Annotated in this window: 13 protein-coding genes; 1 reads left to right on the top strand and 12 read right to left on the bottom strand. The window is 63.9% G+C overall.

From position 1 onward, the window contains the following. Positions 1-191 precede the first annotated feature (191 nt). Positions 192-1,220: a GTPase ObgE gene (gene obgE, locus H6718_12915; GenBank protein MCB9586297.1), complete on the top strand. Its 1,029-nt coding sequence runs from the start codon at positions 192-194 to the stop codon at positions 1,218-1,220. Between the two features lie 74 nt (positions 1,221-1,294). Here the strand turns inward: obgE and dnaB are convergent, their stop codons facing one another. From dnaB to H6718_12855, 12 genes are all read right to left on the bottom strand, one after another. Further along, positions 1,295-2,767, bottom strand: a complete 1,473-nt coding sequence (gene dnaB / locus H6718_12910) for a replicative DNA helicase (protein ID MCB9586296.1) — start codon at positions 2,765-2,767, stop codon at positions 1,295-1,297. A gap of 661 nt (positions 2,768-3,428) precedes the next feature. Next, positions 3,429-3,890, bottom strand: a complete 462-nt coding sequence (locus tag H6718_12905) for a 50S ribosomal protein L9 (protein ID MCB9586295.1) — start codon at positions 3,888-3,890, stop codon at positions 3,429-3,431. A gap of 11 nt (positions 3,891-3,901) precedes the next feature. Then, complete coding sequence (locus H6718_12900; protein MCB9586294.1) at positions 3,902-4,171, bottom strand: 30S ribosomal protein S18; 270 nt, start codon at positions 4,169-4,171, stop codon at positions 3,902-3,904. Further along, positions 4,171-4,704 (bottom strand): 30S ribosomal protein S6, encoded by a 534-nt coding sequence (rpsF, locus tag H6718_12895; protein ID MCB9586293.1) that lies wholly within the window; start codon positions 4,702-4,704, stop codon positions 4,171-4,173. The genes H6718_12900 and rpsF overlap by 1 nt, the downstream gene beginning before the upstream one ends. 156 nt (positions 4,705-4,860) lie before the next feature. Continuing rightward, positions 4,861-5,433 (bottom strand): aminoacyl-tRNA hydrolase, encoded by a 573-nt coding sequence (locus tag H6718_12890; protein MCB9586292.1) that lies wholly within the window; start codon positions 5,431-5,433, stop codon positions 4,861-4,863. Continuing rightward, positions 5,430-6,032: a 50S ribosomal protein L25 gene (locus tag H6718_12885; protein MCB9586291.1), complete on the bottom strand. Its 603-nt coding sequence runs from the start codon at positions 6,030-6,032 to the stop codon at positions 5,430-5,432. Before H6718_12885 ends, H6718_12890 begins: the two co-directional genes overlap by 4 nt. 93 nt (positions 6,033-6,125) lie before the next feature. Beyond that, on the bottom strand, positions 6,126-7,073 hold the full coding sequence (locus tag H6718_12880; GenBank protein MCB9586290.1) for a ribose-phosphate pyrophosphokinase: 948 nt from the start codon (positions 7,071-7,073) through the stop codon (positions 6,126-6,128). Positions 7,074-7,275: 202 nt separating this feature from the next. Continuing rightward, positions 7,276-7,476, bottom strand: coding sequence for a hypothetical protein (locus H6718_12875; GenBank protein ID MCB9586289.1), 201 nt, complete (start codon positions 7,474-7,476; stop codon positions 7,276-7,278). 143 nt (positions 7,477-7,619) lie between these two features. Then, positions 7,620-9,209, bottom strand: a complete 1,590-nt coding sequence (locus tag H6718_12870) for a serine/threonine protein kinase (GenBank protein MCB9586288.1) — start codon at positions 9,207-9,209, stop codon at positions 7,620-7,622. A 7-nt stretch (positions 9,210-9,216) separates the two neighbouring features. Next, positions 9,217-10,248, bottom strand: coding sequence for a tetratricopeptide repeat protein (locus H6718_12865; protein MCB9586287.1), 1,032 nt, complete (start codon positions 10,246-10,248; stop codon positions 9,217-9,219). A 722-nt stretch (positions 10,249-10,970) separates the two neighbouring features. After that, entirely contained in the window at positions 10,971-12,401 is a 1,431-nt protein-coding gene (locus tag H6718_12860; protein MCB9586286.1) for a 2-oxo acid dehydrogenase subunit E2, read from the bottom strand. 115 nt (positions 12,402-12,516) lie between these two features. Continuing rightward, on the bottom strand, positions 12,517-13,491 hold the full coding sequence (locus H6718_12855; protein ID MCB9586285.1) for an alpha-ketoacid dehydrogenase subunit beta: 975 nt from the start codon (positions 13,489-13,491) through the stop codon (positions 12,517-12,519). Positions 13,492-13,598 lie beyond the last annotated feature (107 nt).

Raw genomic sequence — 13,598 nt, 5'->3', positions numbered from 1 at the left:
CGCCCTGCGTTCGAGCTCGCCCGGAACGCGCCGGGCCAGCAGCCGTACGCGGATTTCCGGGGGGTGAGGCGCGCTTGGCCCGGGGCGTGGCCATTCCACGGCGCCAAGGGGCCAAAAACCGCATCGGCGCCGCATATTCCGAACGAAAACACCGTGCCTAGACCAGATCCCGTAGCTACCCTCCGCCGCCTATGCACTTCATCGACGAGTGCAGCCTGGATGTTGAGGCTGGTGATGGTGGCGACGGAGCAATCGCATTCCGCCGCGAAAAGTTCGTGCCGTTCGGTGGACCGGCGGGCGGCGACGGCGGTCGTGGCGGGGACATCGTGCTCGTGGCGGACGAAGGGCTGAGCACCCTGCAAGAGCTCCTGCACCTGCACAAGGTGCGCGCCGAGCCGGGGCAGAACGGCAGCGGCAAGGACAAGTACGGCCGAGCAGGCAACGACCGGGACGTGCGCGTGCCCATCGGCACCATCGTCTACGACCAGGATTCCGGCGAGAAGCTCACCGAGCTGATCAGCCACGGCGAACGGCAGATCATCGCCAAGGGTGGCAAAGGCGGTCGGGGCAACAAGCACTTCGCGACTCCGGTCGACCGCGCGCCGCGCCGCGCCGAGCCTGGTGGCAAGGGTGAGCACAAGAACCTGCGCCTCGAGCTGAAGGTGATGGCCGACGTCGGCCTCTTGGGCTTCCCGAACGTCGGCAAGAGCACCTTTATCCGTGCGGTAAGTCGCGCGCGGCCCAAGGTCGCTGACTACCCGTTCACCACGCTCACCCCTCAGCTAGGTGTCGCGACGATCGGCGATCGCACAACGGGCCTCGGGCGTAGCTTCGTGGTGGCGGACATCCCTGGGCTCATCCCCGGGGCAAGCCAGGGCGCCGGGCTCGGGACGCGCTTCCTACGGCACATCGAACGCACACGCGTACTGCTGCACTTGGTCACGCTGGACGAAGACACCGATCGCGACCCGGTCAAGGACTACCACGTGATCCGCGAGGAACTGACTCACTTCGCTAGCGACACCGCCAAACAAGAGCTTCTCCGCCGCCCCGAAGTCGTCGCCCTCACCAAGGCCGACCTCCCCGACGTACGCGAAGCCTACCCGGCGCTCAAGGCCCAGTTCGCCGACATCGGTGTGGAGCTCCGACTGATCAGCGCCGCGACTCACGAGGGCCTAGACGACCTTTTGTACGAACTCGCTGAAAAGCTGCTGCTGTAGTCGGAACGCGGGCCAGACGGGGGACAGCGCCAGGTCCAGCGCACCCCCTCCCCCCAAAAAACAGCCGACGCGAATCAGGGACCGCCGGGGTCCGCGCCAGCAGCGTCGAACTCCTGGAAGTCGTCGTACTCGTTGAACTCGTACTCGTCCGGCGCGAGGTTGTCGAAACGGGTAAATTCCGACTGGAAACGCACCTTACAGGTACCCGTAGGGCCGTTTCGTTGCTTGGCGATGATGATCTCCGCGATGCCCTGATCCGGGCTGTCCTTGAAGTAGTACTCGTCGCGGTAGATGAAGAAGATGGCGTCGGCGTCCTGCTCGATGGCGCCTGACTCACGCAAGTCGCTGAGCTGGGGACGCTTGTCCTTCGCCGCGCGAGTCTCGACGGAGCGGTTCAGCTGGCTGAGCGCCATCACGGGCACGCCCATCTCCTTTGCCAAGCCCTTCAGCCCACGGGAGAGTTCGCTGATTTCCTGCTCGCGGCTCTGCACCCCGGCTCGACCCTGCATCAGCTGGAGGTAGTCGATGATCACCAGGCCGAGCTTGTCGGTACCAGTCGCTGATTCTCCGCGCGAAATCTCCGCCTGTAGACGGCGCACCTTCGCACGCAAGTCGAGCAGCGTCAGGCCTGGCGTATCGTCCAGCCAGAGCGGTAGACGACCCAGGCGCGCCGCCGCGTCCGTTAGGCGATTCCAGTCGTCGGGCCGCATATTGCCCGAGCGTAGCCGAGAGACATCGACCCGAGCCTCAATCGCGAGGACACGAGAGGCCAGCTGCTCTCGCGGCATTTCCAGGGAGAAAAATGCGACCCCGTGGCCAGGCTGTTCGATGGGCTGCCCCTCCGCGTCCATACCCGCGCGGGGTGCGGCGACGTTGGCCGCGATATTCAAGACGTACGATGTCTTTCCCATGCCGGGGCGCCCGGCGACGATGTACAAGTCGCCGGGGTGGAGACCGCTGGTCTTGCCGTCGACGGAGAAGAAGCCGGTCTCGATCCCCGTAGTGCGTCCGCCGCGCTTCGCGGCCTCGCTCATGATCTCGAACGCCTTGTTGATGGCGTCCTTGACCGGCACGATGCTCGAGCCTTCGGGGACACGCGCGATGTCGAACACCGACTGCTCGGCTTTGTCGATGAACGCTTGGGTCTCTCCGCAGTCTCCGTAACCCTCGGCGGCGAAGCGCTGGCACGTCGCGATTAGCTGGCGGAGTCGCCACTTTTCTCGAATGGTCTTTGCGTGAGCCTCGACGTGAGCCACCGCGGGCGTGGCGTCAGCGAGCTGCGCCAGATACGGCGTACCACCGACTTGTTGGAGTCGCTCGCGGTCGCGCAAGTAACCAGCGACGCTCACGACGTCCACGGGGCGCCCAGCCTGCTGAAGCTGCAAGATGGAGTCGAAGATGCGGCGATTGGCATCCGAGTAGAAGTGGTCCGCCTTCAGCGTCTCTTGCACCCGATCGAAGGCCTCGGGTTCGAGAAAGATCGCGCTGAGCACGGCTGCCTCCGCGTCCAGGTCGTGGGGCGGTACGCGGCCGGCCTCTGGACGCAGCTCACGCGCTGCGTCGGTCTTCTCTCGCTCTTTCCAACTCCGGTTGCTCACCACTTGCCGCCTCTATCCATCACCTAGTGTTGGCCCTACCGGAACCTCAGCCCCACCACTTCGAGGCGCCGAAGCACGCCCGAGCTTTGGTCTCCCGCGCGCACCCGACCGACGAGCACGCGGAGCCGAGAGTCATTTTCCGCACGTCAATTTAATCTTTGCCGCGACAACGAGGAGTAACGAGAGGTACCGCCGAGTCGAAAAGCGACCCGCAACGGCAGCACCGTGACGGGCATTGCTACGGGCTGCTAACTGCAGCCGCCCCAAGTTGTACGCTGGGATCCGTTCCTAGACTAGGACGAAGAACGCCACGCTCTCCGCGATTTTGCGCTTGCGGCCATTCCGAGCGTACATGCAGAGCTTACCCCGATCCACTCCACCAGTTATCCCCAGGATGACAGCAGCCAGCTACCAAGCAGCCCTTGACAGACCCACAGAGGCAGGCCCATCGTCACCCGACCACGAGCCCCGCCATTACCGCGCGGCAATATCCGGAGCACACCGGAGACCTTGGCCTACGCTCGACCAGCCGCTGGGGCGCGGCATCCACATGCGAAAAGGCCCCAGCGTCGAAACGCTGGGGCCTTCTGCAAGCGGATGAGCTGAAAGCTCAGCTCGACTTCTTGATGACCTCGACCTTGAGCGTCACCTTCACCTCGCGGTGCAGGCGCAGCGGGACGTCATGCAGACCGAGCGTCTTGATCGGGTCGGAAAGCTCGATGTCCTTGCGGTCGAAGTGGTGACCTAGCGCTGCGTAGGCCTCCTCGATGTCCTTACCAGTGACGGAACCGTACATCTTGTTCTCGTCGCCGACGGCACGCTCCAGCTTGATCGCGACGTTCTCCAGCTTGGTTGCGGCCTCTCGGGCCTCCTCCAGCTGCTTTGCGGCGCGGACCTTGGCGGCCTTCTTGATGTCTTCCACGCGCGCGATGCTGGCCTTGTTGGCCACCACGGCGAGTCCGCGCGGAATGAGGTAGTTGCGAGCGTAGCCGGGACGGACCTTGACCACGTCACCGCTGTTTCCGAGGTTTTCAACGTCCTGATGCAGGACGACTTGAATCGCTGTCGCCATGGGACACCTCCTCAAGAGTTCATGGTGAAGGGCAGCAGCGCAATGTTGCGGGCCCGCTTGATGGCCACGGTCAGCTCACGCTGATGCTTGGCGCAGGTTCCAGACACCCGGCGCGGCACGATCTTGCCGCGCTCGGTGATGAAGTACTTCAAGAACTGGGGGTCCTTGTAGTCGATGGTCAGGGCCGCATCGCCACAGAAGGGGCAGCCGCGACGACGCGCACGGCGCGGGTCACGGTCCAGGCGGTCCTTGCCAGAAACGCTATCGAGTGCAGTGCTCATCACTCTTCCTCCTCTTCCTCGGTCTCGGAAGACTCGTCGTCATCATCGTCATCGGAGTCGTCATCGTCGTTCCGACGGTCGTAGCGAGAGCCGGGCTCCGGGTCTTCCAGGCCAAGCTCGCGTGCGAGCGAGTGGGCCTCGTCCTCTTCCGCGGGGATCCCCTCGACGGCCTCGAACGCGACCGCCTCGGAGCTGATTTCGACGTCGCCCTCGACGTTACCAAGCACGATGGTCTGGAACTTGATGACCTCGTCGAGCAGACGGAAGTTACGCTCGAGCTCGGACACCGTGGTGCCACCAGCAAGGAACTTCAGGTACACGTAGATGCCGTGACGGTGCTTGTTGACCTTGTAGGCCAACGCGCGACGTCCCCAGGTCTCGACCAGGGACAGGCGAGCGCCTTCGCGCTCCATCACTTCCTGAACGCGCTGCGAGACGCGCTCTGCGGCGTCACGCGCCACGTCGGGCCGCATCACGTAGATGGTTTCGTATTCACGCACACGGCTGGGCGCCGTTGCCACTATTGCTGCCATTGAGTTGTCGTCTCCTCTCGGACTGATTCGGCCCCCAGGGGCACCGATGGTGACCCAGCTCCACCCAAAGACGACGAGAACGCCGGCCCCGGAGGGAATCGGCCTGCTGCCCACGAGAGATGAGGGCGACAGCCGAGGAGCAAGGAGCAGTGCCTCTCAGCACTGATTGGTGATGTTCATCGCTTCTGCGAGGCCTCGCTCTGCGACCAACGTCACCGCCTGAACGGCGCGGTCGAGCACACTGGGTAGCTCTTCCCGCTCCGGCAGGGCGAAGGCTTGTAGCACATAATCCGCCACCGTCCCCTCAAAGATCACGGGAGGACGGCCAATTCCGACGCGCAGCCTCGCGAAGTCTTTCGAGCCCATTTCGGCTGCAGTCGAGCGCACGCCCCGGTGACCAGCGTCTCCGCCACCCAACTTCATGCGTAGCCGACCGAACGGCAGGTCCAGCTCGTCGTGAACCACCAGCACCTGCTCGACCTCGAGCTTGAAGTAGCTCGCGACACCGCGTATCGAGCGCCCCGAGTGGTTCATGAACGTCTGCGGCTTGAGGAGCAATAGTCGCGAGCCCGCCACATCCACTTGCGCCAGATCGCCGTCGGAGTGGGAGCGCCAAATGGCCGTAGTGGCCGACCGCGCAGCAAGCGCGTCGACCACCAGGAAGCCAATGTTGTGCCGCGTAAGCTCGTAGCGGTCGCCTGGATTGCCCAGGCCGGCGACGAGGATCACGCCTTGGCGGCGTCTTCAGCCTCGGCTTCTGCAGCCTTGGCTTTGCGACCCGCAACGACGGCCGCGACGGTGCGGTTCTCACCCATACGGACGGTCACGCCCTCCGGCAGGCTCAAGCCCTTCACCGACACGCTGTCGTCGAGGCCGAGGTCGCTAACGTCCAGCACGATCTTCTCGGGGATCTGCCCGGGCATGCAGGTGACGGGGAGCTTGCGGTAAACCTGACGGAGTTCACCACCGAGCACGACGCCCTTCGCGCGACCCTTGAGCTCGAACGGCACGTCGATGTCGACGGGCTTGCTCATGTCGATGCGCAGGAAGTCGGCGTGCAGCAGCTCGCGGCTTACGGGGTGGTACTGGTGCTCAGCCACCAGCGTGTGGAAGCTCTCGCCACCTTCGATCTCGAGCTTGATCACGCAGTTCAACCCGAACTTGCCGAGGATTGCTTCCTTGAGCGACTTGGGCGAGACGGCCAGAGCGACCGGCTTCAGCTCCTTGCCGTACGCAACGGCGGGGATTTGATCAGCGCGGCGCATGCGGCGGGCGGCGCCCTTACCACGGTCACTACGGATACTTGCCTTAACTGTAATCGGTTCCATTTGCTTGCTTCTTTACTTTTCCTAGGGAGAGTATCCCCGCGGTAATGCAAGACGAAAGCCGGATGCGGCAGTCGCCTTGCGAGCGCTCGGTGTCTACACGAAGAGAGAGCTGACGGAGTCACTGTTGTGAATCCGTCGGATCGCTTCGCCCAGCAGCTTTCCGAGAGAGAGGAATTTGATCTTCTTCGAAGCGCGCGCCTCATCACTCGGAGGAATCGAGTTGGAGACGACGACCTCTTCGAGAGGTGAATCTTCGATGCGTTGGACCGCAGGTCCGCTGAGCACACCGTGGGTCAGCGCGGCGACGACGGTCTTGGCTCCGCCGTCTTTCAGCGCGCGGGCGGCATTGCACAGCGTGCCCGCGGTGTCGCAGATGTCGTCCACGATGATGCAGTCCCGATCGGCGACGTCGCCAATGATGTGCATCACTTCGCTGACGTTTGCGCGTTCACGGCGCTTGTCGATGATGGCCAACGACGCACCCAGCCGCTTGCTGTACGCGCGCGCACGCTCCACGCCGCCGGCATCGGGAGACACCACGACGGCGTCCTTGCCATAGCGGTGGGAGAGGTAGTCCTCGAGGAACACCGGCAGCGCGTACAGGTGGTCGAACGGGATGTTGAAAAAGCCCTGGATCTGACCTGCGTGCAGGTCGACGCAGACGATACGATGGATCCCCGCGGCAACCATCAAGTCAGCGACGAGCTTCGACGTGATGGGAGTACGAGGCGCCACTTTGCGATCTTGCCGCGCGTAACCGTAGTACGGAATCACCGCCGTGATCGAAGCGGCCGACGCACGACGCAGGGCATCGCACATGATCAGCAACTCCATCAGGTTGTCGTTGACCGGTGAACACGTCGGCTGCACCACGTAGGTGTCGAGGCCGCGCACGTTCTCGCGGATCTCGCAGAAGGTCTCGCCGTCGCTGAAACGGGACACCCTAAGCTCACCCAACTGAGTGTCGAGGTGCTTGGCGATTTCCGTCGCCAAATCAGGGTTCGCGTTTCCCGAGAAGATGCAGACTCGCTTGAGGGCCACAGCGTCACCCGATGGTTGCTCAACCCAAGGTTGAGGCGGCGGAAGCCACGTGCCGAAGCACGCAGCCGGACAATGGTTAAGCCTAGGAAACCAATCAGGTTCCACAGGCTGCCAGGCGCGCGGACAGTTAGCAGCGGGTCACCCGCTTGTCAAACGTCGTCCCAGCGCGTCATGGCGCCGTCGCTGGCCCCGCCTCACACCGCTACGGATGGGATTTTGCCCATGCATACGCGGTGTACGCCGCTATCAGATGACACACCCAACCGAGCAACCCGCCGGAGCCAATCCAAAACCCTGGAGTGACCACCAGCCAAAACAGGCCTCGTAGGAACTTGCCGTTGTAGATCTGCCCAACGCCCGGAACGATGAAGGACAGCACGGCAGCGACACCCGGTTTGCTCATGGGGGGTCAAGGTGGGTCCCGGTGGTCCCCTGTCAACAGCGCCAGGTGCGTCGAGTCCCCGCCGACATCTCGTGCCCGGATGCGCGAACAATTCGACCGAGCCTCGGGAAGCGGCTACCAGCGCCGAAACGCCTGGGCGCGCGTCACTTGTAGGGGTTGGACAAATCGACGTCTGGCTTGGGGGCCGCAGTCGGTTTGGGAGCAGGAGCCGGCTCTTCCACCTTCTCTGGCTTCGTCGCCTTCGGACGCCAAGAGCCGCCGTACACGGGGCGCTGCGCCTTCTTCTCGTCGTCCTTTTCCTCAGCCTTGGCTTCGGCTGACGCCTGGGGCTTCGCCTCCTCCGGGGCTTTAGCGGGCTCCGCCTTTGGTTCCTCTTTGGGAGCGGGAGCCGCAGGCTTCTCTGCCGCTGGAGCCTCGGTCTTCGGAGCCTCGGGCGCGCCGGCAGTCGCCGGGCCTTCTTCCTTGTTGCTGCCCGCGGCCACCAGGCCACCAACACCCAACGCCAGGAGCAACGCCACGCCACCGATCACGAGCGGTGCCTTGGAGCGGCGGGTGTTGTGAACCTCCGAGACCTGACTGATCTGCGAGAGCTGAGGATGACTGATCAGGCCCGACTGCGTGTTGACGCTAGAGAGCTCCATGTTCCCAGCGGAAACGCTAGAGCTGGCGCCAGCCATAGCAGGCGGGGCGGTCGACAACGAGAAGTTCGGCCGTTCGAGCTGACTGGGTTCACTGCGAGCGAGCCAGGCGCGAACCGCGTCTCGCTGCTGGCTGATCTCAGTACCGATGACCTCTTGCACGTAGGCCGCAACTTCTCGCGGAGCGGCGATCTTGCCGACGGCTGCAGCAGCGCGTTCAAGCACGTCTGCGAACTGCGCACAGGTCGAGAAGCGCTTGTCCGGATCCCGCTCGAGCGCCTTCATGCACACCAAGCTGATTTGCGGGTGAACATCCGGGGCGAGGTCGTGCAGGTTCGGAATCGGTTCGCTGACGACGCGCGACAGAGTCGCCGCCTCATTCTCCGCCTTGAACAGACGGCGCGACGCAAGCACCTCCCACAGCACGATACCGGCGGAGAAGATGTCCGCGCGACGATCGACTCGGGTATCGCCGGCGGCCTGCTCCGGCGCCATGTAGGCGATCTTGCCTTTCAGCTGGCCAACACGGGTCGCTGAGAGCCGCGAGGCCGCACGGGCCACGCCAAAGTCGGTGATGCGACTCACCCCGTCCATGCCCACCAGGATGTTCTGCGGAGAGACGTCCCGGTGAACTAGCTCGGTAGCCTGCCCCTTCTCGTCCTTCAGCTCGTGCGCCGCATGCAAGCCTTGTAGCATGTCGAGCAGGATCCGAATCGCAATATCCGCCGGGATTTTCCCGGCGGTGGTCGCAGCACGGGCGAGTAACCGCGCCAGCGTATCGCCCTCGATGTACTCCATCACGAGGTAGTAGCCGCGTTCGCTGGCTCCCACTTCGAGGATGGGCACTACGTTTGGATGATGAATCCCTGCGGCAAGGCGAGCCTCGTCGAGGAACATCTCGACGAACTCTTTCTCCTTGGCGAGGTGAGGATGGAGGCGCTTGATTGCGACGAAGCGCTGAAATCCCCCCACGCCGGCGAGCCGAGCCAGGTACACGGTCGCCATGCCGCCTGACGCAATCTCAGCCACCAGGTCATAGCGGTCGATCCGCTGGACCCCTTCTTCACCGACGTCTATGAGCTTCGCTGCAACCACGATTCCCTCAGAATCTGCCGAGTGCCCCTAATGTGGCGCCGTTTCCGACCCCAAGCCAGGGCTGAATGCTTGCCTTCTGTACGCGCGACGGCGTGCGCGCGGTCTCCCCACCGCTCCAATCGGTGAAGAAGGCCCCGATAACGATGGTGACCAGACCGACACCACCCGTCACCGCAGCCATGATGTTGGTGCGCTTCTGCTTGTCCAAGCCCTCTTGGTAGAGAGCGCAGTCCTCGCCTTGCCCGGCGCATTCCTCTTTGACCTTGGAACGACCAGGATTGTTCTGAGTGTCGAGGCCGCTCCACACGGTCACGCCACCCGCGACCAATGTAAGGCCAGCGCCCACCCAGAACACAGCCGGGGACATGCCGCTGCCAGGCTCGACCTTGACGGTCCCCTTGTCACCAATCCCTCCACCACCATCGTCGACGGGCCCGGTGCCGCCGGCTGGCGTTTCCGGCTTTTCCACGGGGATTGGTGGTGCCTTGAACGTCAGCTCGCCCGAGCCGCCAGCAGCACCCTTGATGTCCTGGGTCTCGATGCGCTCTTTGCTCCAACCGGCGCGCACGGAGATCTTGGTCTCCTTCAAGTAGAGCACGCGCTTTGTGGCAGCCTTACCGTGCACGAGACGGGTTCCCACGACCAACGTACACGGCTCGTCGCAGTTCACCGTTAGCTCGAAGAACTTCCCCTGCGTCTCCGCGAGCGTTTCCTCCGCCAGCTTTCGCAGCTTTTCGTCGTCGGAGTGCCGGTCCAATGCCAGGCGTGCCAGGGTCGCCGCGCGATCCATCTGGCCAGCTTCCTTGCGTGCGCGTAGCGCGAGCATCAACGCGGTGGCGCTGGGAGCAGCCTGATCCGCAGCTTCAAACTGCTCGGCAGCTTCAACCAACTCACCGTCCTTGTAGTGTTTGCGGCCTTGATCGAATGCCTTGCCGGCAGCCTTGATATCCTCCGGTGACGGAGCATCTGACTGCGCCCCGGCATTCAGGGACAGAGCAATCACGGAAGCCAAGGTTGCGGCCTTCAAGAAGCGCTTCATCGAACAGGATCCTCCTCGGGGTACAACTCTACACCGTATCACGGAAGCTCGCGAATCCAATGGGGTTCGCGGGGCATTCCAAAGACGAAAGACGCTGATTTGGAGGATGACACCTTACCTCGTCACACCTCAGACAAGTGTGCTTCAGATGGCTCGACGGTCGGTTGAATCGGCCGCTCTGTTGCTGGAGGCGGCCGTTAAATCGGCCGCTCTGTTACTTGAGGCGGCCGTCGGATCGGCCGCTCTGTTGCCTTGAATCGGCCGTTGAATCGGCCGATGGGCGGAGTGCGGCCACCTTGGCGGTTCGGACCAGCTACTGAACGTTACCGTTCCAACGCGATTTCGGCCCATTTCACCGCCCTCACCTGCTCGACGCACTGTCCCGGTGACTGTTCAGCGGTGTACTCGGAGTTTCCGCGCGCGTTTCCAGGCAGAATTGGTCAGTTTCATGGCGCGATGAGCGTGCTGCGCCCGCAAGACGGGAGGGCAGGCGCGAGTCAGGTGAGCTCCAGAACGCACTCGAGCGGCTGCTGAGGATGGGACTCGACGAACGCCTGTTTTGGCGGACGCCGGTTTCGGCGCAGGCCAGTTGGAACGCGCGAACGTCGTGGGTCAGTGGAACGACGACGCACCCTCCCCCCCAACCACCCTTGAATGTTGGTGGTTGTAGCCGCCTTGTTCACGAGGCGTTGTTCGCGCCTGGTGGGCGCGCGTCTGGGCGTTCAGCCCATCTCGAGCATCAGGCGATCGGGATTCTGCAGCAGGGCGACGATGTCGGCCGCGAACGCCGCGCCGATGTGACCGTCGATGAGGCGGTGGTCGAAGGAGAGGCTGAGCAGCATCTCGTGACCGATCACGATCTCTTCCCCACGGATCACCGGCTTCTTCTTCATCTCGTGCACGCCGAGGATCGCGACTTCGGGGTAGTTGATGACGGGGGTGGCGAACAAGCCGCCGGCTTTGCCCAAGCTCGTGATGGTGAACGAAGAACCGCCGAAGTCTTCTTGCTTGAGCTTGCCGGCGCGGGCGTCGTTCCCCAAGCGATCGAGCTCCCGCGCAATTTCGAGGATGCTTAGACGGTCGGCGCCGCGCAACACGGGAACCATCAGGCCCGCGTCGGTCGCCGCAGCGATGCCGATATCGTAGACCTTTCGGAGCACCATCTCGTTGGTCGACTCATCGAACACGCAATTCAGCGCGGGATGCTTCTTCAGCGCAGAGACGCACGCCTTCACGATGAAGGGCAAGTACGTCAACTTGACGCCCGCCTGCTCTGCGAGCGGCTTGAGGCGGCTGCGCAATGCGATCAGCTCGTCGGCGACGACCTCGTCAACATAGGTGAAGTGGGCCGCAGTGTGCTTCGAGCGGGCCATGTTCTCGAAGATGCGCTTGCGCACTCCGCGCACCGGCACGCGCTCGTCGGCGAGCCGCGGATCGTTGGTCTGCACTGGAGCGATCGAGATCGGCGCGCGCGCTGGCGTGGGAGCCGCACTAGCTGAGCCTGCTCCTCCGGGCGCTGCGGCCCCAGCGGCTGCCGTCGCCCCGGCCGGAGCAGCTGCGCCTCCGCTAGCGAAGCGCTCGACGTCTTCGCGAGTGACCCGCCCGGCAGGCCCGGTCGGCTGAACCTTGCGCAGATCGATGCCCTTCTCGCGCGCGAGTTTCCGTGTGGCAGGTGCGGCGAGGGGCCGCTCGTTGAAGTAATCAGAGGCAGGTGCCGCCTGAGCCGGCGCGGCAGCCTTGGGAGCCGCCGCCTCGGGCGATGCTGCCGGCTTGGAGCCTCCCATGCCCGGCAACGTCTCCTTGATGTCGCCCACGGCGGAAGCGACGGGGCCTTCGTCCGACTTCTTCTCCTCGGAACCTTCAGCCTTGGCCGGTGCCTTTTCCGCGGGGGAACTGTCGCCGGAGCCGGCGCCGTCCAGATCGTACACGACCAGGACGGCGCCTACGGGGACCACGTCGCCCACGGCGCCGCGTAGCTCGCTGATCTTGCCGGCTTTGGGTGAGCCGATGGTGACCGTCGCCTTGTCGGTCATCACCTCCACCATCTCTTGGTCTTCTTTGACTTGATCGCCCACGGCGACGAGCCAGTTGACGATCTCGCCTTCCGTTACGCCTTCGCCAATGTCGGGGAGCTTGAACTCGTAGAGCGCCATATTCGCCTCGAAGTGTTTGCTAGCGCGCCTCAGCGCGAGGTTCGTCTTTGACTCGTGGGTTGTTCGCGTCCTCGGACGCAATCAGCCGGGCGGTGCCGCGGCCTTCGGTCAGTGCTCAGGCCTTTGCGGTGTTGAGCAAGGCGGGGAGGATGCGATGGGACAGAGGCAGGTACTCCATCTCCAACGTGTAGGGGAACGGCGTGTCGAAGCCAGTCACCCGCGCGGGAGGAGCCTCCAAGTGATAGAAGGCCTTCTCGCACACCAATGAAATCAGCTCCCCGGCGAAGCCGCCAGTCTTTGGTGCTTCGTGGACCACAACCAGGCGGCCCGTCTTCTTGACGCTGGCAATGATGGTATCGATGTCCACCGGCCAGAGGGTACGCAGATCGATGACTTCCGCCTCGACGCCCTGCTCCGCTGCTTTAGCCGCAGCGTCCAGGCACTCGTAGAGCATCGCTCCGTAGGCAAGCACCGTGACGTGGCGCCCCTCGCGGGTCACGGCGGCGCTACCTAGCGGAACCGTGTAGTCGCCCTCCGGGACGTCGCCTTTCGCCGCACGGTAGATGCGCTTGGGTTCGAAGAACAACACGGGGTCCGGGTCGCGAATCGAGGCGAGCAGGAGCCCCTTGGCGTCGTGGGGGTTCGACGGGCAGACGACCTTGAGGCCCGCGACGTGGATGAACAGCGACTCCGGGTGCTGGGAGTGGTAGTGCCCGCCGCGGATCCCGCCGCCAACCGGCGTGCGGATCACCATGTTGCACGGATACTCTCCGCCCGAACGGTAACGGTACTTCGCCAGCTCGGAGACGATCTGGTCGTAGGCCGGGAAGATGAAGTCGGAGAACTGAATCTCCGGGATCGGCACCATGCCGTACAGGGCCATACCGACGGCCGCACCGATGATGCCGCCTTCGCTGAGCGGCGTGTCGATCACACGCTCGTCACCAAACTCGTCGAACAAGCCGGCGGTGACGCGAAAAACGCCGCCGACCTTACCGACATCTTCACCCATGATGACGACCCGAGGGTCGCGCGCCATCTCGAGCCGTAGGGCGTCGTTGATGGCTTGAACCATGTTCATTTGAGGCATTTGCAGGGGACTCCAGGGAGGGCGCTTCGGGTCGCGAGTGGGGCTTCGAGCAATCGCCAGGCCGCGGCGCTGTTCGAGCACTCTTGGGCGACTCCGAGGCGTAGAGA

Source organism: Polyangiaceae bacterium (assembly GCA_020633205.1).
In the GTDB taxonomy this organism is placed as follows: Bacteria; Myxococcota_A; Polyangia; order Polyangiales; family Polyangiaceae; genus JAHBVY01.
The sequence above is the reverse complement of the archived record's forward strand: the minus strand, read 5'-3'. Positions and strand labels throughout refer to the sequence as shown.